We start from the raw sequence: 20,473 nt of genomic DNA on the forward strand, positions 1-20,473 counted from the left end.
TTCTAAATTGAACAACTCTCGCATTCGTTGACACCGAATTCTTCCATATCATCGGTATAAGTACGAATATAATAAATAGACTTAATCCCCCGATTATGTGCATACAAACGCAAGATATTTAAATCACGAGTCGTCATCTTATTTGTATGGTTTACTTTCCAATCATACAAATCATCTGGCATAGTTGAGCGCATAAAGAGTGTCAAAGCCATCCCCTGATCAATATGTTGCTGTGCTGCTGCGTACACATCAATAACACGACGCATATCCATATTATAAGCTGATTCATAATATGGCAAAGTGTCTGTTCCTAAATATGGTGCAGGATAGTAAATTTTACCAATCTTCTTTTCTTGCCGTTCTTCAACACGATTAATAATCGGGTGTAGTGACGCTGTTGCATCATTAACATATGAAATTGATCCAGTAGGTGCAATAGCCATACGATAAGCATTATATAAACCATATTGCTCAACAGATTCTGCCAAAGCAACCCAATCTTCTTGTGTTGGAAAATGGTGAACTGAAAAGATTTCCTTTACTTTATCAGTTTTAGGAGACCAGTCTTGGTTAATATACTTTTCAAAGTATGCGCCTGTTGCATAATCTGATTTTTCAAATTCGTAAAAACTAGTTTGACGTTCTTTAGCCAACTTATTTGATGCGACTAAACTATAATAATTTAGCATCAAGAAATAAGCATTGGTAAAGTCCAAAGCTTCCTCATCACCATAATACATATGATTCTTAGCAAAGAAAGCATGCAGACCCATGGCCCCTAATCCAATAGCATGTGTTTGTCGATTTCCAAGCTGTACTGATGGCACGATATCTAAATCGGTTTGATCTGATACAAATGTCAAAGCACGAATCATCGCATCAACAGATTTCCCAAAATCTTTAGTTGCCATCATATTAACAATATTTGTTGATCCTAAGTTACATGAAACATCTGTCCCAAGCTCATCATAGGTTTGTTCATTGTTAATTTGTGATGGCTTTTGTACCTGTAATATCTCCGAACACAAATTTGATGAAATCACCTTACCAGCGATTGGATTAGCTTTATTTACAGTATCAATATTAATAATATAAGGGTAACCAGACTCTTGTTGCAATTTTGAAATTTCAGTTTCTAAATCACGAGCACGTATCTTTTTCTTATGAATATCAGTATTAGCAACCATTGCATCATACTCAGCAGTAATGTCTACATAATTAAATGGTGTTCCATATACTTTTTCAACATCATAAGGCGAAAATAAATACATATCTGCGTCTGCTTTAATTAAATCATAGAACTTATCTGGCACTGTCAATCCAAGTGATAATGTCTTGACACGAATTTTTTCATCAGCATTTTCTTTTTTTGTTGCTAAAAAATTCATAATATCTGGATGGAATACAGATAGATAAGTTACACCAGCCCCATTTCGTTGACCCATTTGATTAGAATATGAAAATGAATCTTCTAACAATTTCATAACTGGGACAACACCTGAGGCTGCATTAGCAATCCCTTTAATAGGTGCACCTGCTTCTCTTAAGTTAGATAGCACAATCCCAACACCACCACCAATTTTTGATAGCTGTAGTGCTGAATTAATAACACGTCCAATAGCATTCATGTCATCAGTGGCTTGCAAAATGAAACATGACACTAGTTCCCCACGTCTTGAACGACCTGCATTTAAAAATGAAGGTGTTGCTGGTTGATAACGTTGGTTGATCATTTCGTCAGCTAAGTTTAGCGCCAACTCTTCATCGCCATTGGCGTAAAATAGCACGTTCATCACAACACGATCATTATAATTTTCAATATAAAAATCACCGTCGTTTGTTTTTAAAGCATACTGTGCATAAAACTTATATGCTGCCATAAATGATTTAAATTTAAAATTTTGTGTTTCTAGGTAAGCATAAAGTGACTCAATAAATGCCATTGTATATTTATTAATCATCTTTTGATCAACATAATCGTTTTCAATAAGATAATCAAAACGTTCTTGAATGGTATCAAAGTGTAATGTATTTGGCTTCACATTTTCTTTGATAAACGCTTGGAGTGCTTCTTGATCTTTTTGTAATTGAATACTATTGTTCTTTGGAATATTTAATTGGTTATTTAAATCAAAATAAGTTACTTTATCCAAATCCAGTGTTGCTAATGACATATACTTCTCCCACGTTTTACCTATTGTAAAGCGGAACCCCTATTTTGGTTGCACCGACAGATAGGTATCGTTATTTTATATTGAATTACATTGCTTGATTTAATTTTGCGAGTAAATCTGGTCGAAAACCATGAACGGGCTCCATATCTCCTGAGAAGACAACAGGAACTGATTGGTACCCTTTATCCTTTAAAAATGCCAAAGCTTCAGCATCATTTTCAACATTTTTCTCTGAATAACTAATGCCATACTGTGTCAATGTCTTCTTTGTCATCAAACATTGGATACAATTATTTTTCGTATATACGGTAACATTTTGCATAATTCCACCTAAACTTTCTATGTTCAAAAAACTAACGCTTTGTTAATATGAAGTTGAGTATAAACCACTAGGCCACCTCATTGCAAGGGATTAAATTAACTAAAAAAAGGCTTGACATAGGCTTTTTCGCAGTACGAAAGCTTTTATAGTGATTATTACAAAATGATTAAATAATAACATTCTGTTAGTTACGTAATTGCTAAATCCATTATTTTTTTCTAGACTTAGTAGTATCATTAATAATTATTGGAGGATCTCATAATGCCACTTAAACTTTTGTATATTTCTATTTCTGGTAACACACGTGCATTTATTGATAAATTAACTACTTTTGCTGATGAACAAGGTCAACTATCTTTTGACCCAATAGAAGTGTCTGACGCTTCCCCCGATATAATTACGAACAGCCCCTTTTTTGCCTTTGTCCCCACTTATTTAGATGGTGGTAACGGCATTGGTAATGGTATTATCGAAATTATGACTAATGCTTTACATGAACAACTAGAAATACCAGAAAACACCAAAAATTTAATTGGTATTATTGGTAGCGGTAATAAAAACTTTAACGCCCAGTACATTTTGACCGCTCGTCGTTATGCCGTTGACTTTAATGCTCCGCTAATTGCTAATTATGAATTACGTGGCACTCAAATTGATGTTGAACGCGTCTATCAAGCAATTAATCAACGTTTTTATGAATACAATCATTAATAGAAGGACTTATTTATGCTTTTACCACGTACAAAGTCAAACAAAGTTTCTTTAACTAAAGAACGACGTCAAGAAACTTGGACACAATTATCATCTGAGCAACAACTTGCCATTCAACGACATATTCGCTATCAGCAAACATCTTTATTCATGAACTACGAATTAGTTGGTCATGGTCGTCATTGGTCTTTAGTCGACTATCACGAAAATCTGAATTATGATACCAAAAATTCACCACAATTATATTGTGACTGTGGTCGTCGCTTAAAACATCAATATGTTCTCATCAATGATTTAGGTGAACAAATTAAACTAGGTATAACACATTTTGCCGATCATATTGGCATTTCTGAACAGGTTGCCCGTCAATTACAAGCACAAATTCATCATTTAAATTTTGGCTTAGATGAACTATTGCAACGTATTCGACGGCATGCCGGATTAAATTCTGATATGCAACGTTGGTTTTTGGATAATCAAGATTTATTTGCAGATTCACCCACTCATACAGTTGATTTTGTGACTAATAATTTACCGCCAGATCGTGAAATTCAAGCTGAAATTGTACGTGCATACAAAAAAGATACTTATGTTAAAAAACCACGCGTTCGTAAAAAAACAACCAAACTCAATAAAAATGCTTGGCAAGAAATTTTTCGTGACATTTAAATCATAAGGAGACTTTTTATGGCAACATTATATACAGCAACATCAGAAACGATAACATATGCATTATTAGTTGATGAACAACAAGCATTAGTCTCGCAAGTTTATTATTTACAGACAACTACACCACAACAATCACAAATAGCGCTATCCGACATGATGGCGCTACACACTAAACAAACACAACTTATTGCTAATCATAATTACTGGTTATGGCCAATTGATCAACATACTAACCAATTCCCATCTGAAGCCAAAACACATCAACAACAAGCATAAAAAAAGCTGTATCTGACGTTGAAAAAACAAAGATGTTTTTATCAACTAGATACAGCTTTTTTATTAGCTTAATTTTTTACTGTGTGAGGTTGCTTTTACCACCAACCATTAGCTGCACGGAATGAAATAGCGTTATCCACTGATCCATAACGTGAGTTAGCATAATTTAGCATACCAGCAGTTTGTGAAGCAACTGATCCATGTCCCCATGATTGATTAGTTTGACCTAATCCATGGTATTGACCATTTGATGCGTTAACGTTTCCACCTGATTCAGGCATAACAATTGATTGCCACATTGCTGCATTACCACCAGCAGCAATAAATTGGTCATATGTTGATCCTGAAGCAGCAGCAGTTGATACAGGTTGTGCTTGTACTGGCTTTTGTTGTACAGGTGCTACTTGTGCGGCTTGTTGTACAGGTGCTACTTGTGCGGCTTGTACTGGTGCGGCTTGTTGTACAGGTGCAGCTTGCACTGGTGTTTGTTGTGCAACTGGTGCTACAGCTTGATCATCTAACTCAACTTGTTGACCAGCAAAAATCAAGTTCGCATTTGTAATCTTATTAACACTAATAATACGATCGATAGTTGTATTGTGGTTAGTAGCGATTGATGACAAAGTGTCCCCTGTTTGAACAGTATATGTATCGGCTGATACATCTGTGGCCATTGCAGCAGTTGCAATTCCAGCGACAGCTAATGCAGTTAGTACTTTTTTATTCATTATAAATATATCTCCTTGATGTTTACCTGTATTGGCATTGACACTTTTCTTAGTCCACTTCAACACATCTTTTATTCACTGCGTTGGGAACTCATGCTTTTAACAACAGATATAAGTTTAACAATCTCACAACTATATTCGTTACAATGGTGCGACAGAGCGTTACACCTGTATCACAAATAATAATTTGTGAGAAATTTCATTGTAATATCAAATAGCAATTTGTACTTAAACACTGATACAGCAATATTTTAAATATAATACTTAACCAGTTAAATAAGAAGATTATTATTTAACTAATTTACAAGTAAAACTGATAAAACCGTTTTCTTACTTCTAATTAGTTTTCTGATTACGAGAGTGTAACAGTGTTAAAGTTAATATATATCAATTTTATTTACTAAAAAGCAAAAAAAAACAGATTAACGCCTTGTTAATCTGTCAGTAATTTATTTTATCTTTAGAATTTCGCGATCAACTAATTCATTTAAGTAAAAACGATACAGTTTTTCTAATTCTGTGTGTTTCTGATGCTTAAAAATATTAACAGTGGCATTACCACTTGGATTAACCGTCTTAATTTTAATCCCCGTTAACGCCTTATCAACGACAACTTTTAGCTTAATAGCATTATCTAAGCCTTTTTCTGGTTCTAATGAACGTTTCATTACATATGAACCAGCATTATTTTTAACAAAACCAGTATCACCTAAAGCATACTGTTTTAATTGTGGGTTAAATTGGTAAATAACATCATCCCCAATTACCTTAACAGTAGTGTCAAATGCCATTGTATGCTCCTTTTATCATAAATCTAATTTTAAGCTTGTACTTTAAAGAAATCTATCAATACTTGTGCTGATTGCTTACCAGCTTCAATGATAAATTCATCAAATGTCATCCCAGCTTCTCCATTAGCATTGTCAGAAATGGCGCGTACGACAGCAAATGGGACGTCAAAGTAATGTGCTGCCTGGGCAATTGAAGCACCTTCCATCTCAGCAGACTGTGCATCTTTAAAGTACGCCAAAATATTTTGTTTTTGTTCATCACTAGCGATAAATGAATCACTTGTCACAATTAACCCATTAACTAAGTGTGCATCTGTTACAGCTGCATATACCTTTGATAAACCTGCTACCAAATCAACATCTGTTTTGAAACGTGCTGGTTGCTGGGGTACTTGACCGTATTCATAACCAAATGCGCGAGCATCAGCGTCAGCATAAGCTAGTTCATCAGCAATCACTACATCTCCAATTTTCAAACCAGCCCCTACTGCACCAGCTGAACCAGAGTTAATGATAGCATCAACTGCAAAATTAGTAATTAACAAGGTTGTTGTTAAGGCTGAGGCAACTTTACCAATACCAGATTCTACAACAACAACATCAACCTTACCGATTTTACCGTGATGAAATAGCTTTCCTGCAATAGTTGTTTGCTTCTCATCAGACATTGCCTCAACCAGCGCTGCCTTCTCTTCTGCCATTGCATTTATTACACCATATCGCATTTATTTATCTCTCCTTAATTCTAATCTGCTACAAGAAAAACAAAATGACATACGTTAATAAAATTAACCCAATTAAAATAACAATTGCCATATTCAGACGATGTTTCAGACGTGTTGTTTTTCCTTTTTTAGTTAACTTACGTGTCTGTGGATCTAATTCATAACGACCATGTCGTGTTAATCGATGTTCTTCACGTGTTAATAACGTTGCACCTTGATTTTGATTATCCTGCACATCATCAAGATTCGGCATATCATTATTAACTGACTGATTCTTTTTATCATGTAATTTCTTATTAAATAACATCATATTTACCTATTATTGTAACGTGCGCCAATATAAATATGCCATATTTGTTTTAGCATCCTTCAACTGACCATTATTAAATAACGCTGTCGCTTGTTCATAATCAACATAAATCAAATCAATTTTTTCGTCATCATCTTGTGGTAATTCTTCAACAACTGGACTTAAATCCGTCGCTAAATATAATGTCATATATTCATCAGCAAATCCAATTGACGTATAAAATCCCGTAATTAGTTCAACTTTATTTGCTGATAAGCGCGTTTCTTCGTTTAACTCACGGTTAACAGCATCCAGTGGTTTTTGATCACGTTTATCGATCTTACCAGCCGGAATTTCAAGCGTTACTTGTTGGACTGGTGCACGCCATTGTTTTTCTAAAATCATTTTATTATCTTTTGTTAATGCCAAAATAGCGATTGCATCAGCATGATAGACAACATCACGTTTAGTCTGGCGTCCATCAGGCAAAAGAACTGTTTGTTCAACAGCCCGAATGATATGTCCATCGTACTTAGTCGTCTCATCTAAAACTTTTTCAGCAAATTTTGTAACATTTTCTGATAGGTTAACCATTCGCCCTCCTCCAGTATCTACTCTACAACTTCAACAGCGGCTGCTTGTGGGCCTCTAATTCCTTGAATAACAACTAGTTTAACCTCTTGACCAACTATGAGATCACGAACACGCGGTGTTTGAATAGCTGAAAAATGTACAAAGACATCGTCTTCACCTTTTAATTCAATAAAGCCAAACCCTTTATCTGCTTGCCATGTTTTTACAAAACCACTAATTTTTTCCATTTATTTACTCCTTTATTATCTACCACTAGTCACAATATAAGCATAAATTGCGATACCAATCAAAATAATATAACTAGTCAACGTACTAATGCGCCACCAAATTAACCAAAAGCGACGAGTGATAAAAGTTTCGCGTATAAACCCTTGATACAATGCCAAAGCGATTCCCCACAAAACAAACATTAAAAACATTGGGACTAATAATGTTATATGCCAAACTTCAAATGTCGTGGTTGCAATACTCCACCACACAATAAAAACACCCAAATCTGTTGTTTTTAAATTTTTTGGCCAAGAACTTTGCAAAAAGGTTTGTTTTATAATCCAAATAACTACTAAGGTAATTAAAGCAATAAAAACCGTTACTGGCCAATTAAATAATGTCAGCATTACTGCCTCCTAAAATGTATTAATCTATTTATTATACCTTTAATTATTCACTCTGTGGTATGTTATCTGTTTTTTTTGATACAATGGACTAAACGAAATATATTAGAGGTACCAACATGCAAAAAAACAATAAAAAGAAAAAGTCAACAATGCAAAAAATTATCCAAACATTTGTTATTTTTATGTTAGTTTTATCATTCGCAAGTGTATTTATCACATTATTACAAATTTCTTTCTAAACGTACAAAAAGAGACACCTATAGCCGACACAATTATTTGCTGCCGAATATGGATGTCTCTTTTTTGTTATTCATTATCAAATTGCCAAATACCAGCTACCTGCAATTGGTTTAACAACTGCTCTGAACTTGTGCCATAAGCTAAAACATGGCCTGTTTGTGGCAACAAATTACCAAAACGATACATAGCAATTTGCCAATGCGATTGAATTTGCCAATGACGATAAAGCAATGGTTCTTCTTTTTCCGTAATTGGTAAATAAACTGCTGCATGTTCAAAAACAACATCCGCCAGTTTTTGACCAGTAATAGCACGTAGATGCTGACTAGCAACGCTTATATTAACTGAAACATCATATAAAACGGTCGTCTTAGACAACCCAGGAATGACATTCCGCAAGTACAACGTGCCATGATCTGACAACAAAAAGGTTACGTCATATGCTCCCACATAATTTAAGGCAGCCCCTAATTTTTCAGTGACTTTAGTTATTTCACCAACAACTGCATCAGCTATATTACCAACAGTCCATGCACTATTTAAATTAGCTGAGATTGCTTGTACTTGTCGTAATGGATACAAGGCTATCTCATTATTAGCACTACGTACTGCTGTCATTACAAATGATTGTGTGTTATCTAACCACGGTTCAATTAATAACGTACTCCCATCAATCATGGGCGCCACTAATCCCAAGTCCCATTCACCACGTAAAATAACTTGATCATCAATATTTTTGTGTTTAAAAACAGGTTTTACAATAATTGGATACCCTAATTTTGTCCCTGCCTGTGCAATTTCATCTAACGAACTGCCAGTTTCATAAGGTAAAATATTTAATGATTCACTTTCATAAAACGCTTTTGCTAACGCATGATCGTCAGTAATATCTAAAATATTAGTTCCTTGTGGTACAACTTGGTTTGTTAATTGATCAGTAATCTGCATCGGTAACCACGCTGAAGTATACGTAATAATATCTGATAACGCGACGAAACTTTCAATTTCATCATCGTTATCTTCTTTACCTACAAAGCGATAATCAGCTTCTTTTAAAAGAACTGATTCTGCATAGCTACTATATCCTGCAATATGATAACCCATATTGTGTGCAGCCTGTGCTAAATATCGACTTGTGATACCATCCCCAATGATCCCAATTGTTTTTCCTGGTAAAACTTCATAACTCATCTTATCTCACCCTTTTCAATCCGAATTTATTTATTATCATACCTATATAAATGATATGTTTCAATCATTTGAATTATTTTGTTTGCATATGCTGGATCAGTTGCATAACCGCCGTCTACTAATCCATTGGCAGCGGTCTTATAATCCGTCGCTTGCACAACCGTTGCATATCGCTGCGGATTATCAGTTGTCCCATTTACCAATAATTGTGCATGATCTACCATGGATGCTTGCCAACTGTCATAAACACGAAATGAGGCATTAATGGTTACCCATTGATTATTTTCATATTCTTTCGTCGCTAATGATGCACTTGGCTGACCAGCAACTGCTTTAACACCAAAAAAATTATTATACTGTTTTGATAATTCAGACTTTCCCCAATTTGATTCTAATGCTGCTTGCGCGATACTAATAGAAGATAATATACCATATTTTTGTTCAAGTTGTTGTGCTTGGGGCGCTATTTTTTTGATAAATGCTTTATGTGTTAGTTCCACTGTGTTCACCTCTTTAACTGGTTGATTTTTATGCTGATGAATATCTGTTTGCCAAACTCCAAAGCCTAAAATTATAATGACACACAACAAAACATGTCCCCGCTGCAACTGCCCATTTTTAACAAAGAATTTTTGTATACGATGTTTATTCTTCCTTTTTGCCAGAAAATCACCCTCTTATTTGTCAGTTAAATCTCCATGATCCAATTCTAACAACTTTTTAAATCTTAATTCAGTTACCATCAATTGTTGTGGCGTCCCTTGCATTGAAATCTTCTTATCTTCAATAAAAATTAATTGATCAACCAATTCTATACCAGTTAAATGATGCGTAACCCAAATAATTGTACGATCAGCTAATACTTCAAAAATAGTATTTAACACATTTAACTCAGTAATTGGATCTAGAGCAACAGTTGGCTCATCCAAAATAACAATCGGTGTATTTTGCAATAACACCCGTGCTAACGCAAACCGTTGTTTTTCACCACCAGAAAAACGGTTTCCCATCTCTGTCATTGGTGTATCTAATCCTTCTGGCAAACTTTTCACAAGATCTGCTAACGATACTTGTTGCAACGCTTGCCACAACTCCTCATTCGTTGCATCCAAATTTCCTAACCGTAAATTATTGGCCACAGAACTAGCAAATAGATAAGGTTGTTGATCTAAGACCGCAATAATACTTGAACGTTCTTCTTGCAATGTTTTCACATCATAATTATTAATCGTTACTGTCCCCTTATTAGGTTGTTCATCACCCAATAAAAGTTTTAAGAAAGTTGTCTTACCAGCGCCAGATTGACCTAAAATTGCTAATTTTTGGCCATCCTTAATTGTTAAATTTAAATTTTCTAACACTGTAGCATCATTATACCCAAAATTAACTTGATTAAACTTAATTTCTGGGTGTGTAATCGCAACTTTTTCTTGTGTTACGTTCTCTTGTAATTCAGTTTGTGCTTTGTCATCCATTTGATTCAATCGTTGAATTGAATTTTTATAACGTGGCCACTCGCCGATACCTGTGCTAATTGCTGTTAGCGCATCTTGCACTGGGAAAATAGCCAATACAAAAGCTGCAATCCAGTTAACCCCAAAACTATCACTACCGAAATGATTGGTAGCAAAAATCAATAAAATAATGGCTGTTGCTCCGATTATCACAGCGCCAAACATATCACGCCACCAATTGAAATGATTTTGCTTTGCTTTTATTTTATTAATTGCATTAAAATCGTTTTGTTGGCGCTCAAACAACTCTGATGTACGTCCTGATAAAATCCAATCTTGCAATCCCATAACAGAATCAGTTAAATCAGTATACAGTTGGCCTTCAAGTTGTTGTTGTTTATAATCACGCGCACCATTAACAACGATTGTGATAATTGGTGTCAAAATAGTTATCATCCCTAACATCAAAAAGACAGCTAATGCAAAGCCCCAATCAAACACACCAATACCAATTGTAATTAAGACATATACGAATAACCCAATTGCGGTTGGAAATAACGTCCTCAAGTAAAAATTTTCAATTTTAAATAAGTCGTTATCCAAAACACCTAAAACTTCACCAGTTTGTGATTTTGCATAAACTGATTTGGTTCCAACTTCAACCAATTGATAAAGTCGTTTACGGAACTTAGAAACAATTCGTAAAACCCAATCATGTGATACCAGGCGTTCAACATAACGAAATGATGGTCTACCAATTCCAAAAGCTCGCGTTAACACGATTGGTACATAGACCATCAAAATATTTTCCGGAATCTGTGCCGAACGTGAAATCAAAAATCCTGAAGTAAACATTAAGGCTGCACCACAAAAAATCGTCATAAATCCTAAAAACAAAATTAAAACTAACAATTTTTTGTATGATTTTAAATACGGAAAAACCCAAGTATCTTTTTTAATTAACGTTATTAACTTATTCATTTTTTACTACCTCGCATTGCTGATTGCAAAGCAACAAAGTATCCTTGTTTATCATTTAATTCTGATAGTGTCCCTTGTTCAACAATTTTGCCATCACGCATTACCAAAATTAAATCCATTTGTGCTAACCAATGGAGACGATGTGTTGCAAAAATAACCAATCGTCCATCAAATAATGGTAACATTGTTTCTTTTAATTTAATCTCTGTTTCAATATCTAAGTGTGCCGTTGGTTCATCCAACAACAATACCCGACGTTCTTGATCTAACAAAATACGAGCTAACCCAATACGTTGTGTTTGACCACCAGAAGCTTGAACGGCCCCTTCACCAATAATAGTATCTAATCCATCCTCTAAAGAGGCATACCAGTCATTTAATCCAACAACTTGGATTGCATGAATTAATGCTTCATCAGTTTTATTTTTAGCATAAAAAGCTAAATTATTTCGCAATGTATCATGAAAAATATAAGGTTTTTGTGGTAACACTTGTAATTGTGACTGCCAATCTTTTTGCTGTAAGTGTGGTAAAGTTTGGTGATTAATTTTAATATTACCTTTACCAATTAAGAAGCCACCCAATAAATTTAATAAGGTTGACTTTCCTGAACCAGATGTTCCTACAATAGCCACACGTTGGTGGCCTTTAAACGATACATTAATGTCTTGTAACGTATTATTATTAGCATTAGGGTACTGGTAATTTAAGTTGTTTATTTCTAATGTATCGTCGGCTTGCCAACGTTGTTGTTCTCTATGATAAATATCACTGTCCGCAACTGTTTTTGTATCAAGAACAGTCATAATATCTGCAAAGGCATTTTTACCATTTAACGTCGCATGATAATCATTAGCAAAATTTCTAATCGGTTCAAAATACTCAGGCGCCAATACTAAAATCGTTAACGCTGGTAACAATGGCATCGTCCCATTCATTAAACCAAGGCCCAAAAATAGTGCGACAATCGCAATCGATAATGTTGTAAAAAAATCTAGTGCAAAAGTTGATAATATTGCTATTTTTAGCGTACTAATCGTTGCTTTACGATGATCTTCAGAAACATCATAAATATTATCGGCATATTTTTTAGACAAACCCACCTGTTTAAGCGTTGTTAAACCACGTAATGAATCCACAAAATGATTTGATAATCGATTAAAAGTTTCATATTCCCGATCAGCCTTAGCCTGCGCTGCATATCCCAGAATAATCATAAACAGCACAATCACTGGATAAATAAAGAATAAAAAAATTGCTTGTTTCCAATCAATGGTAAACACATATGCCAAAATAATCCAAGGGATAATCATCATATCAAATAACTTTACTAATACTAACGTAAAGTAATCGTGCACTTGATCAATTCCTTCAACTGCCAAAGTTACTGATTTTCCAGTTCCTAATTGACTAATTGCACTGGGGCCTAAGTTTGCATATTGTTTTGTTAATTCACTTTGCAACATCCCTGTCGTTTTATCAGCAAACGGTGCTAACACATACTCTTTTAAGACACCTAAAAGTTGTCGCAGTACATACGCACTAATAAATACTAAGATAATAATGACAACAGACTGTAACTGTTTGTGTTCCCATACTTTTGTTAAAGCGATACTTAATGCACGGCCTTGACCAATAATCGCAATTGCTTGTATAAAAGTTAATATACATAGTAAACCTAAAGCTCTTTTTGCCCCAGGAAATTTAAATATTCTAGGATCTAACATAAATTTTAATAATTCCTTTCGTTTTAAATAAACCAGATATGTATAAAAAGGTTGGGACAGCAACTGTTCCAACCTTTTTAAGTGTATCAACTATAACGCTAATACATAATTAATAAGACATCTTCTTAACATGAATACGATCACGGAAAACGTAAAAGCTCCAAATTTGGTAAGCTAATACAATTGGTAATGCAGTTAATGAGATAATCGTCATCCACTTCAAAGTATAAGGTGTTGATGTTGCATTCTTCAAAAGAATTGACATACCAGCTTCATTACCAACAATAACGCGTGGGAATAATCCTGTAAACAATAATGCGACTAGCACAATAATTACCAAACCTAGCATAATAAATGCTAACGTATTTTTCTGCTTTAAAGTCACGGTCCATGCTAATACTGTCAATACAACGATTGCAACCAACAAAGCAACTGTAATGACTGGCTTTTGAACAAAAAAGTCAGTATAAATAAACAATGTAATTGCAAAAGCGACTTCACCAATCAGAAGTACTGGATATAATACTTTCAATTGCTTTTGAATACGATCATGTAATGAACCACTCGTAATCTTTAGACGTGCATAATTCAAGCCATGTACGTATGAAAGTAATGATAATGCGACACCACCAATCACTGAGAAAATATTAAAGTAATCCCAGAAACCAGCTGACATATCACCGTGCACATCTAAAGGCATACCTTGAACAACATCAGTAAATAATAATCCAAACAAGAATGGCACTAACATTGATGTAATAGATGAGATGGTCGTCCACAAATTTCTAAACTTAACTGTTCGCATTTGTTCACGGAATTCAAATGAAACACCACGATAAATCAAACAAATTAAGATAGCAAATAAAATCAAATAAAATCCTGAAAACAATGACGCATACCAGAAAGGCATTGCGGCAAACATTGCACCACCTGCAGTAATCAACCATACTTCATTACCATCCCAGTGTGGTCCAATTGATCTAATCAATGCGTCTTCTTCAGCTTCACCCTTAGCTAGGGTTTTCAATGACATCCCAATTCCAAAGTCAAATCCTTCCAAAAAGAAGAACCCGGCAAACAAAACAGCAATCAAGACAAACCATAACATTTGATATCCCGTCATTATTTAGGCCTCCTTTCCATCTGTAAAGGCTTCTGGTGAAAATGGATCAACGTTTTCGTCTGTCACTTCTTCATCCACTGACTCTGGACCAGCAATCATTACACGACGTGAAAGTAGAATCATTATTAGACCCAAAACTAGGAACGTTGTGAAATACAATATATTTGACGTCAACAATGATGTTGCTGAAACATTAGGTGACACCGCATCAGCCATTGTAAGAACACCGTAAACAACCCATGGTGCACGACCAAGTTCAGTAATCAACCAACCAGATGTAATAGCAACATATGGTAAGAATGTTGATAATCCAAATATCCAAAGAACCCACTTATATTTTGAAATATCAATTTTTGACTTTTTACGTACTGCCCACAATGCGACTATTGCAAGTAAACCAAATGCCCCTGCAGAGACTGCCATGATACGGAAACTATAGTAAAGTGTATTATTTGGCAAATAATAATTCATATCATGGCCAAACTTAACATCGTACTTTTCATGTAATTCTTTATTTAATTCATGCCAACCTTGACTACCACCCACAAGAGAGTGATGAGCTAAAATTGAGAGCATGTATGGGATATCCAATGACCATTTAACTTCATGTGTCTTCGGATCGCTGTACGCAATCACTGACCATGGCGCTTGCTCGTCATCACCACCAACATTTTTATCAAGCGCTTCAGTGGCAGCAAACTTCATTGGTTGGTCATCTTGTAAGTACAATGAATGGCGGTCACCAGTATATAGCAAACCAGCTGTTCCAATCAATGCAACTACAGCTCCCACCTTAACTGACTTTTTGAAGAAGTCCAGTTCGTGATGAGGCCGGCGTAATAATGACCAAGCTGAAATACCAATTACGGCAAAAGATCCAGCCATAAACGTTGCAAAAATAACGTGTGGGAATTCCAACCATAATTGATGATTTTGTAACAACGCCGGAAAATCAACTAAGACTGCACGATCAAATTTATGATCAACTTTAAAGCCGACCGGATTTTGCATAAATGAATTAGCTGCTAAAATCCAAAGTGCTGAAAAAGCTGAACCGATGGTTGTTAACCAAATAAACAATAGATGCAATTTCTTATTAAAGCGATCCCATCCAAATGACCATAGTCCCAAGAATGTAGATTCCAAAAAGAATGCAACTAGCGCTTCAACTGCTAAAGCTGGCCCAAATATGTCCCCCACATAACGTGAGTAGCGTGACCAGTTCATACCAAATTGGAACTCTTGAATGATTCCCGTTACAACACCAACCGCAAAACTGAGCATAAAAATTTTACCCCAGAATTTGGTCATACGTTTGTATTGATCATCCTTTTTTATAACATACAAGGTTTCCATTGTTGCAACAATAATACCTAACCCAATTGACAACGGTACGAAGAAAAAATGAAAAATTGTTGTCATTGCGAACTGAAATCGTGCAAGGTTTAAAATGGATAGACCTGCTATCAAGTTCATACAACTAACCTCCTAATTGATAACTTAATTTTTAAGCGCAATAAGTGCTCATACAATCTTATTGTACCTTACTTTAGTCATTTTTTACCACTTTAATTTACTAAATTATACTTAATTTGTGAATATTTTCATAATCATTTCATCAACCAAATTTTTTTGTTATTTTTGTCATAAAATCAAACTAATTCGATAGACCTTTTCCAATATTTTGCTTAAAATAAATTAAAATATACTTTTTGGAGGACTTAGCATGACTGTAAATTTGTTAGCTTTATCACCTTTAACGGATGCTGATATCGAAATATTAAATTCCTACGATGTGGTAGTTATTACACCCGAAAATTTGACCACTAAACATTACCCTAATATCGATATCAGCTATGGTTGGGATGCTGATATCATCAATAATATCTTAGCAACACCAAATCATCAATTAAAATGGATTCAAGCCTACTCTGCAGGAGTTGACTATATGCCGCTAGATACATTTTCTGCACAAAAAATCATCCTAACCAATGCAAGTGGTCAACGTTCTATACCAATTGCACAAAGTGTTATTAGTTATATTTTTTATTTTGCACGTGGATTAAACATCTATCAAAATCAAAAAAAGTGGCAACCATACACTAATCAATTTATCTTGCAATCATTACCCGTTATTATCTTTGGTACCGGTCAAATTGGTCAACAAATTGCTAAGTACTTAAAGTCTTTTGATACACCTGTTTACGGCGTTAATACATCTGGTCATCCTGCAAATAATTTCGATAAAGTATTTGCTATTAATAATTTAAATAAATTACCAGATAATATTGCAATTGTCATTAATAGTTTACCTAGTACAGCGCAAACGAATCATTTTTTTAATCAACAAAATCTAGATTTATTTAATGATTTATTTTTATTTATCAACATTGGTCGTGGTGCTACAGTTAATGAAACTGATCTTTTGAAAAAGCTAAATGATGGTACGATAAAATATGCTGCGCTTGATGTAACAACTACTGAACCTCTCCCTGCCAATTCTAAATTATGGCAACAAGATAACTTACTTCTAACACAACATACAACGTGGGCTGGCAATTCAGAAGAACTCTTTACTATATTTATGAAAAACTTACCTGACTTTATTAATCATAATCCCCTATCCGTAAATGTTGTGAACTATGATACCGGTTATTAATGCTTAATAAAAAGCCTTTCAATTTACATTGAAAGGCTTTTTCTATTAATTTTTATTTAAATAAGATTTGACATCATCCTTTAAATTTATATCTTTTGAAAATTCTGCTGCTGCGTAAATTAACATCTGTGCATGTTGTTTTTCTTCCAATAATGATAATTGTTCACAACATTGTACACGCAACTTTTGTAGTTTTACAATCTGATGAAACTGATCTTTTGAAGGTAAAATTTCTAAAGCTTGCATAATACGTTCATTAGCTTTTTTAGGATCATTAATCATCAAGTATAGTGCACTTTGATGATAATACGTATTAGCAATAACATTACCCATTTCTGCTTGTAAAGCTGGTCGATAACTTTTAATCAACCCACAAGCTCGTTCGTAACACTCTGATGCATAAACATATTCACCTTTTTTTGCCCAGGTTGCCCCCATTTCAGTATATATTTCAATCATTAATTCCATTTGGTGCTTCTCAGCATCACCTAACGCAATCTGCAGTAGTTGCATTGCCACAGTGGTTTGATTTTGTGCTAACGCAATTTTAGCCTTTAATAAATTGTACTCCGGAAATGCAAATGCTGGTAACCGACGTAATAATGCTGTATTTTCTAATCGACTAGCAGCTTGATCACATTGATCAGTATCTATAAAGTATCGAATTACTGTTAACGGTGTAACAGTTAACTCATTTATCTTAGCAACATTTGATACACGTAATTGTAAGCGAGCACACAGTTGCTGTAAAACAGTGATATTAGAAATTTCATCAGTTCGCTCAATCCTCGATAATAATGATTGATGACAGATACCCTCAGCAACATCTGCCTGTGAAATTCCTAATTGTTCGCGACGACGTTTTAAACTACCTTTTAATAATTTCATCTCTTTCATTCTCCAAAGGCAAAAATATATTTACTAGCATAAATGTTAATTCAATAATAAACAAGTGCTTTCATATTAATATTTGACGTCAAATATAATTTAAACACATATTTTATGATATTTTTCATACGAAAAACAACGTCATATCAATCATTGTCCATGTTTTTAGGTAAAATGAATTTTTACCAAATTACCCAAAAATTAATTTTTACATTTTTGTTTATGACATGCATGCAAATCACACTTTTTTTGTATAAAAAAATAAGCTGATTATTTTTAAATCAAAAATGGCAGTAAACTAATAACGTCTATTCAACCAATTAATTTACTGCCATTTGTATGTATTTACTTTTTGCTGCCACACATGAGAGATAAGCGCTTGACGAAATAGTCATGGTCTCATTTACACTAATTTGAATTAGTGTCTTATTTAATGATTGCAATAAAAAAAGATAGCTCCCAAAACAGAAAGCTATCTATATCTTTAATTTTAATTACGGAGACAGAGGGATTCGAACCCTCGCGCCAGTTTCCCGACCTACACCCTTAGCAGGGGCGCCTCTTCAGCCTCTTGAGTATGTCCCCATGTCAAAATAAATATTTTAACAATGGGACTGAGAGGACTCGAACCTCCGACCTCACCCTTATCAGGGGTGCGCTCTAACCAGCTGAGCTACAGTCCCATACAACAAAAAAGCGGACGACGGGAATCGAACCCGCATTCCCAGCTTGGAAGGCTGGAGCACTAGCCATTGTACTACATCCGCATAACATTACCATGTAATGCTATGGCGCGGGGCGGAATCGAACCGTCGACACTACGAGCTTCAATCGTATGCTCTACCAACTGAGCTACCGCGCCAATATAAACGGTCACAACGGGATTCGAACCCGTGATCTTTCGCGTGACAGGCGAACGTCCTAACCAACTAGACCATGCGACCAAAAATCAAATGATTATTCGATTTAATTGCGGGTGTAGGATTTGAACCTACGACCTTCGGGTTATGGGCCCGACGAGCTACCAGACTGCTCCAACCCGCTATAATAAATATTAAATACTATTTTTAAGAAATAGCAAAGGAGAATGTGGGATTCGAACCCACGCGCCGGTTTCCCGACCTGACGGTTTTCAAGACCGTTCCCTTCAGCCAGACTTGGGTAATTCTCCATAAATACCTAAGGCCTAAATGGACCTTGTTGGACTCGAACCAACGACCGGACGGTTATGAGCCGTCTGCTCTAACCAACTGAGCTAAAGGTCCAGTTTATTTGAGCCAATCGCGGCGGGGGGAATCGAACCCTCGACCTCCCGGGTATGAACCGGACGCTCTAGCCAGCTGAGCTACACCGCGGACTATGGCACAACTGATGCCATACAATCGGGACGACAGGATTCGAACCTGCGACCCCCTGGTCCCAAACCAGGTGCTCTACCAAGCTGAGCTACGTCCCGAACATGCTAACTAGCAATATAATAAACAGCAAACTTAAGTTTGCAATGCACCTAGAAGGATTCGAACCTTCAACCTTCTGATTCGTAGTCAGACACTCTATCCAGTTGCGCTATAGGTGCAAATAATATGCCGGCTACCGGGATCGAACCGGTACGATGTCTCCATCGCAGGATTTTAAGTCCTGTGCGTCTGCCTATTCCGCCAAGCCGGCAAAGCGAACAACGGGATTCGGACCCGCGACCTCCACCATGGCAAGGTGGCGTTCTACCAGCTGAACTATATTCGCATGATGCCGACTAAAGGGTTCGAACCTTCGACCTCCGCTTTACAAGAGCGATGCTCTACCAACTGAGCTAAGTCGGCAACAAATACATGAATTGCCAGATTGACGAAATAGAAAACATATTATTAAAGTGGGTCGTCTGGGGCTCGAACCCAGGACCCATGGATTAAAAGTCCACTGCTCTACCAACTGAGCTAACGACCCAATGGACGTTACAGGGTTCGAACCTGTGACCCCCTGCTTGTAAGGCAGGTGCTCTCCCAGCTGAGCTAAACGTCCATTGATGCATCGCGATGTCCTATCCTCGCAGGAGGCGATCCTCCAACTACTTTTGGCGCTACTGAGCTTAACTTCTGTGTTCGGTATGGGAACAGGTGTGGCCTCAGTGCCATCATCACGACACGATAGTTACTAAAAGCAACCACGAGATTAATTATCTCAAAACTGAATCATAATGTCAATACTTTTTTAAAATTATTTTTGCCTTACACCACTTGCTACTTGGTTAAGTCCTCGAACCATTAGTACTAGTCCGCTCCATACGTCACCGTACTGCCACTTCTAGCCTATCTAC

21 protein-coding genes, 16 tRNA genes and 1 rRNA gene are annotated in these 20,473 nt (G+C 35.7%); 5 read left to right on the forward strand and 33 right to left on the reverse strand.

Annotated features, from left to right (window positions below; translation table 11 throughout):
* Positions 1–2 precede the first annotated feature (2 nt).
* Together nrdE and nrdH are read right to left on the reverse strand one after the other, a co-directional pair.
* Positions 3–2,174, reverse strand: a complete 2,172-nt coding sequence (gene nrdE / locus FFM55_RS05620; protein WP_042493267.1) for a class 1b ribonucleoside-diphosphate reductase subunit alpha — start codon at positions 2,172–2,174, stop codon at positions 3–5.
* Between the two features lie 85 nt (positions 2,175–2,259).
* Complete coding sequence (nrdH, locus tag FFM55_RS05625; protein WP_042493263.1) at positions 2,260–2,496, reverse strand: glutaredoxin-like protein NrdH; 237 nt, start codon at positions 2,494–2,496, stop codon at positions 2,260–2,262.
* A gap of 261 nt (positions 2,497–2,757) precedes the next feature.
* On the opposite strand from nrdH, the gene FFM55_RS05630 reads away from it, so the two are divergent.
* Genes FFM55_RS05630 through FFM55_RS05640 form a run of 3 tightly spaced genes read left to right on the forward strand, consistent with a single transcriptional unit; the run spans position 2,758 to position 4,152 of the window.
* The gene (locus tag FFM55_RS05630; RefSeq protein WP_137600660.1) at positions 2,758–3,207 is read left to right on the forward strand and encodes a class Ib ribonucleoside-diphosphate reductase assembly flavoprotein NrdI; all 450 of its coding nucleotides are present in this window, start codon (positions 2,758–2,760) and stop codon (positions 3,205–3,207) included.
* 15 nt (positions 3,208–3,222) lie between these two features.
* Complete coding sequence (locus FFM55_RS05635) at positions 3,223–3,876, forward strand: hypothetical protein (protein ID WP_042493260.1); 654 nt, start codon at positions 3,223–3,225, stop codon at positions 3,874–3,876.
* An 18-nt stretch (positions 3,877–3,894) separates the two neighbouring features.
* The gene (locus tag FFM55_RS05640; RefSeq protein WP_042493259.1) at positions 3,895–4,152 is read left to right on the forward strand and encodes a hypothetical protein; all 258 of its coding nucleotides are present in this window, start codon (positions 3,895–3,897) and stop codon (positions 4,150–4,152) included.
* 95 nt (positions 4,153–4,247) lie between these two features.
* On the opposite strand, the gene FFM55_RS05645 is transcribed toward FFM55_RS05640, so the two are convergent.
* The 7 genes from FFM55_RS05645 to FFM55_RS05675 form a co-directional block, all read right to left on the reverse strand.
* On the reverse strand, positions 4,248–4,880 hold the full coding sequence (locus FFM55_RS05645; protein WP_042493256.1) for a LysM peptidoglycan-binding domain-containing protein: 633 nt from the start codon (positions 4,878–4,880) through the stop codon (positions 4,248–4,250).
* A gap of 449 nt (positions 4,881–5,329) precedes the next feature.
* Positions 5,330–5,671 carry a cysteine desulfurase gene (locus tag FFM55_RS05650; protein WP_042493255.1) on the reverse strand — a complete coding sequence of 114 codons (342 nt, stop codon included), beginning with the start codon at positions 5,669–5,671 and terminating at the stop codon, positions 5,330–5,332.
* A gap of 29 nt (positions 5,672–5,700) precedes the next feature.
* Positions 5,701–6,396 carry a 5'-methylthioadenosine/adenosylhomocysteine nucleosidase gene (locus FFM55_RS05655; RefSeq protein WP_042493251.1) on the reverse strand — a complete coding sequence of 232 codons (696 nt, stop codon included), beginning with the start codon at positions 6,394–6,396 and terminating at the stop codon, positions 5,701–5,703.
* A gap of 28 nt (positions 6,397–6,424) precedes the next feature.
* Complete coding sequence (locus tag FFM55_RS05660; RefSeq protein ID WP_137600661.1) at positions 6,425–6,706, reverse strand: hypothetical protein; 282 nt, start codon at positions 6,704–6,706, stop codon at positions 6,425–6,427.
* A gap of 9 nt (positions 6,707–6,715) precedes the next feature.
* Complete coding sequence (locus FFM55_RS05665; RefSeq protein WP_042493247.1) at positions 6,716–7,279, reverse strand: NUDIX hydrolase; 564 nt, start codon at positions 7,277–7,279, stop codon at positions 6,716–6,718.
* Between the two features lie 17 nt (positions 7,280–7,296).
* Positions 7,297–7,506 (reverse strand): cold-shock protein, encoded by a 210-nt coding sequence (locus FFM55_RS05670; RefSeq protein ID WP_042493245.1) that lies wholly within the window; start codon positions 7,504–7,506, stop codon positions 7,297–7,299.
* 15 nt (positions 7,507–7,521) lie between these two features.
* Positions 7,522–7,896 (reverse strand): DUF3397 family protein, encoded by a 375-nt coding sequence (locus FFM55_RS05675; protein WP_042493244.1) that lies wholly within the window; start codon positions 7,894–7,896, stop codon positions 7,522–7,524.
* A gap of 116 nt (positions 7,897–8,012) precedes the next feature.
* On the opposite strand from FFM55_RS05675, the gene FFM55_RS05680 reads away from it, so the two are divergent.
* The gene (locus FFM55_RS05680; protein WP_137600662.1) at positions 8,013–8,135 is read left to right on the forward strand and encodes a DUF4044 domain-containing protein; all 123 of its coding nucleotides are present in this window, start codon (positions 8,013–8,015) and stop codon (positions 8,133–8,135) included.
* A 67-nt stretch (positions 8,136–8,202) separates the two neighbouring features.
* Here FFM55_RS05680 and FFM55_RS05685 read toward each other — a convergent pair whose 3' ends face one another.
* The 6 genes from FFM55_RS05685 to FFM55_RS05710 form a co-directional block, all read right to left on the reverse strand.
* A complete protein-coding gene (locus tag FFM55_RS05685) occupies positions 8,203–9,327 on the reverse strand; it encodes an ATP-grasp domain-containing protein (RefSeq protein WP_137600663.1) in 1,125 nt (374 codons plus the stop codon).
* Positions 9,328–9,353: 26 nt separating this feature from the next.
* A complete protein-coding gene (locus FFM55_RS05690) occupies positions 9,354–9,827 on the reverse strand; it encodes a glycoside hydrolase family 73 protein (protein WP_228179909.1) in 474 nt (157 codons plus the stop codon).
* A 177-nt stretch (positions 9,828–10,004) separates the two neighbouring features.
* Positions 10,005–11,762: a thiol reductant ABC exporter subunit CydC gene (gene cydC / locus FFM55_RS05695; RefSeq protein ID WP_137600664.1), complete on the reverse strand. Its 1,758-nt coding sequence runs from the start codon at positions 11,760–11,762 to the stop codon at positions 10,005–10,007.
* Complete coding sequence (cydD, locus tag FFM55_RS05700) at positions 11,759–13,489, reverse strand: thiol reductant ABC exporter subunit CydD (protein WP_137600665.1); 1,731 nt, start codon at positions 13,487–13,489, stop codon at positions 11,759–11,761. Before cydD ends, cydC begins: the two co-directional genes overlap by 4 nt.
* A gap of 109 nt (positions 13,490–13,598) precedes the next feature.
* Positions 13,599–14,612, reverse strand: a complete 1,014-nt coding sequence (cydB, locus tag FFM55_RS05705; protein ID WP_042493231.1) for a cytochrome d ubiquinol oxidase subunit II — start codon at positions 14,610–14,612, stop codon at positions 13,599–13,601.
* Positions 14,613–14,615: 3 nt separating this feature from the next.
* A complete protein-coding gene (locus FFM55_RS05710) occupies positions 14,616–16,088 on the reverse strand; it encodes a cytochrome ubiquinol oxidase subunit I (protein ID WP_137600666.1) in 1,473 nt (490 codons plus the stop codon).
* A gap of 250 nt (positions 16,089–16,338) precedes the next feature.
* Here FFM55_RS05710 and FFM55_RS05715 point away from each other — a divergent pair, with 250 nt between their 5' ends.
* On the forward strand, positions 16,339–17,271 hold the full coding sequence (locus FFM55_RS05715; RefSeq protein ID WP_042493230.1) for an NAD(P)-dependent oxidoreductase: 933 nt from the start codon (positions 16,339–16,341) through the stop codon (positions 17,269–17,271).
* A gap of 45 nt (positions 17,272–17,316) precedes the next feature.
* Here FFM55_RS05715 and FFM55_RS05720 read toward each other — a convergent pair whose 3' ends face one another.
* The 18 genes from FFM55_RS05720 to rrf form a co-directional block, all read right to left on the reverse strand.
* Positions 17,317–18,159, reverse strand: coding sequence for a helix-turn-helix domain-containing protein (locus FFM55_RS05720; RefSeq protein WP_137600667.1), 843 nt, complete (start codon positions 18,157–18,159; stop codon positions 17,317–17,319).
* Positions 18,160–18,656: 497 nt separating this feature from the next.
* Positions 18,657–18,744: transfer RNA gene (locus FFM55_RS05725), tRNA-Ser, on the reverse strand.
* A gap of 24 nt (positions 18,745–18,768) precedes the next feature.
* A tRNA-Ile gene (locus FFM55_RS05730) sits at positions 18,769–18,842 on the reverse strand.
* Between the two features lie 12 nt (positions 18,843–18,854).
* Positions 18,855–18,926 (reverse strand) — tRNA-Gly (locus FFM55_RS05735).
* A gap of 22 nt (positions 18,927–18,948) precedes the next feature.
* Positions 18,949–19,021 (reverse strand) — tRNA-Phe (locus tag FFM55_RS05740).
* Positions 19,022–19,029: 8 nt separating this feature from the next.
* Positions 19,030–19,103, reverse strand: a tRNA-Asp gene (locus FFM55_RS05745).
* 26 nt (positions 19,104–19,129) lie between these two features.
* A tRNA-Met gene (locus tag FFM55_RS05750) sits at positions 19,130–19,203 on the reverse strand.
* Between the two features lie 37 nt (positions 19,204–19,240).
* A tRNA-Ser gene (locus FFM55_RS05755) sits at positions 19,241–19,330 on the reverse strand.
* A gap of 20 nt (positions 19,331–19,350) precedes the next feature.
* Positions 19,351–19,424: transfer RNA gene (locus FFM55_RS05760), tRNA-Ile, on the reverse strand.
* Positions 19,425–19,440: 16 nt separating this feature from the next.
* Positions 19,441–19,514, reverse strand: a tRNA-Met gene (locus FFM55_RS05765).
* Positions 19,515–19,541: 27 nt separating this feature from the next.
* Positions 19,542–19,615, reverse strand: a tRNA-Pro gene (locus FFM55_RS05770).
* 46 nt (positions 19,616–19,661) lie between these two features.
* Positions 19,662–19,735 (reverse strand) — tRNA-Arg (locus tag FFM55_RS05775).
* Between the two features lie 8 nt (positions 19,736–19,743).
* Positions 19,744–19,827 (reverse strand) — tRNA-Leu (locus FFM55_RS05780).
* Between the two features lie 2 nt (positions 19,828–19,829).
* Positions 19,830–19,902, reverse strand: a tRNA-Gly gene (locus FFM55_RS05785).
* A 4-nt stretch (positions 19,903–19,906) separates the two neighbouring features.
* Positions 19,907–19,979, reverse strand: a tRNA-Thr gene (locus FFM55_RS05790).
* A gap of 51 nt (positions 19,980–20,030) precedes the next feature.
* Positions 20,031–20,103 (reverse strand) — tRNA-Lys (locus FFM55_RS05795).
* A 2-nt stretch (positions 20,104–20,105) separates the two neighbouring features.
* Positions 20,106–20,178 (reverse strand) — tRNA-Val (locus tag FFM55_RS05800).
* Between the two features lie 6 nt (positions 20,179–20,184).
* Positions 20,185–20,301, reverse strand: a 5S ribosomal RNA gene (gene rrf, locus FFM55_RS05805).
* Positions 20,302–20,473: the final 172 nt, after the last annotated feature.

This window comes from Weissella sagaensis, assembly GCF_005405285.1.
In the GTDB taxonomy this organism is placed as follows: domain Bacteria; phylum Bacillota; class Bacilli; order Lactobacillales; family Lactobacillaceae; genus Weissella; species Weissella sagaensis.

What these genes read in the sequence shown, in the direction of transcription:
- nrdE (WP_042493267.1), bottom strand. Translation starts at nt 2,174, where the DNA reads ATGTCATTAGCAACACTGGATTTGGATAAAGTAACTTATTTTGATTTA.
- nrdH (WP_042493263.1), bottom strand. Translation starts at nt 2,496, where the DNA reads ATGCAAAATGTTACCGTATATACGAAAAATAATTGTATCCAATGTTTG.
- FFM55_RS05630 (WP_137600660.1), top strand. Translation starts at nt 2,758, where the DNA reads ATGCCACTTAAACTTTTGTATATTTCTATTTCTGGTAACACACGTGCA.
- FFM55_RS05635 (WP_042493260.1), top strand. Translation starts at nt 3,223, where the DNA reads ATGCTTTTACCACGTACAAAGTCAAACAAAGTTTCTTTAACTAAAGAA.
- FFM55_RS05640 (WP_042493259.1), top strand. Translation starts at nt 3,895, where the DNA reads ATGGCAACATTATATACAGCAACATCAGAAACGATAACATATGCATTA.
- FFM55_RS05645 (WP_042493256.1), bottom strand. Translation starts at nt 4,880, where the DNA reads ATGAATAAAAAAGTACTAACTGCATTAGCTGTCGCTGGAATTGCAACT.
- FFM55_RS05650 (WP_042493255.1), bottom strand. Translation starts at nt 5,671, where the DNA reads ATGGCATTTGACACTACTGTTAAGGTAATTGGGGATGATGTTATTTAC.
- FFM55_RS05655 (WP_042493251.1), bottom strand. Translation starts at nt 6,396, where the DNA reads ATGCGATATGGTGTAATAAATGCAATGGCAGAAGAGAAGGCAGCGCTG.
- FFM55_RS05660 (WP_137600661.1), bottom strand. Translation starts at nt 6,706, where the DNA reads ATGATGTTATTTAATAAGAAATTACATGATAAAAAGAATCAGTCAGTT.
- FFM55_RS05665 (WP_042493247.1), bottom strand. Translation starts at nt 7,279, where the DNA reads ATGGTTAACCTATCAGAAAATGTTACAAAATTTGCTGAAAAAGTTTTA.
- FFM55_RS05670 (WP_042493245.1), bottom strand. Translation starts at nt 7,506, where the DNA reads ATGGAAAAAATTAGTGGTTTTGTAAAAACATGGCAAGCAGATAAAGGG.
- FFM55_RS05675 (WP_042493244.1), bottom strand. Translation starts at nt 7,896, where the DNA reads ATGCTGACATTATTTAATTGGCCAGTAACGGTTTTTATTGCTTTAATT.
- FFM55_RS05680 (WP_137600662.1), top strand. Translation starts at nt 8,013, where the DNA reads ATGCAAAAAAACAATAAAAAGAAAAAGTCAACAATGCAAAAAATTATC.
- FFM55_RS05685 (WP_137600663.1), bottom strand. Translation starts at nt 9,327, where the DNA reads ATGAGTTATGAAGTTTTACCAGGAAAAACAATTGGGATCATTGGGGAT.
- cydC (WP_137600664.1), bottom strand. Translation starts at nt 11,762, where the DNA reads ATGAATAAGTTAATAACGTTAATTAAAAAAGATACTTGGGTTTTTCCG.
- cydD (WP_137600665.1), bottom strand. Translation starts at nt 13,489, where the DNA reads ATGTTAGATCCTAGAATATTTAAATTTCCTGGGGCAAAAAGAGCTTTA.
- cydB (WP_042493231.1), bottom strand. Translation starts at nt 14,612, where the DNA reads ATGACGGGATATCAAATGTTATGGTTTGTCTTGATTGCTGTTTTGTTT.
- FFM55_RS05710 (WP_137600666.1), bottom strand. Translation starts at nt 16,088, where the DNA reads ATGAACTTGATAGCAGGTCTATCCATTTTAAACCTTGCACGATTTCAG.
- FFM55_RS05715 (WP_042493230.1), top strand. Translation starts at nt 16,339, where the DNA reads ATGACTGTAAATTTGTTAGCTTTATCACCTTTAACGGATGCTGATATC.
- FFM55_RS05720 (WP_137600667.1), bottom strand. Translation starts at nt 18,159, where the DNA reads ATGAAATTATTAAAAGGTAGTTTAAAACGTCGTCGCGAACAATTAGGA.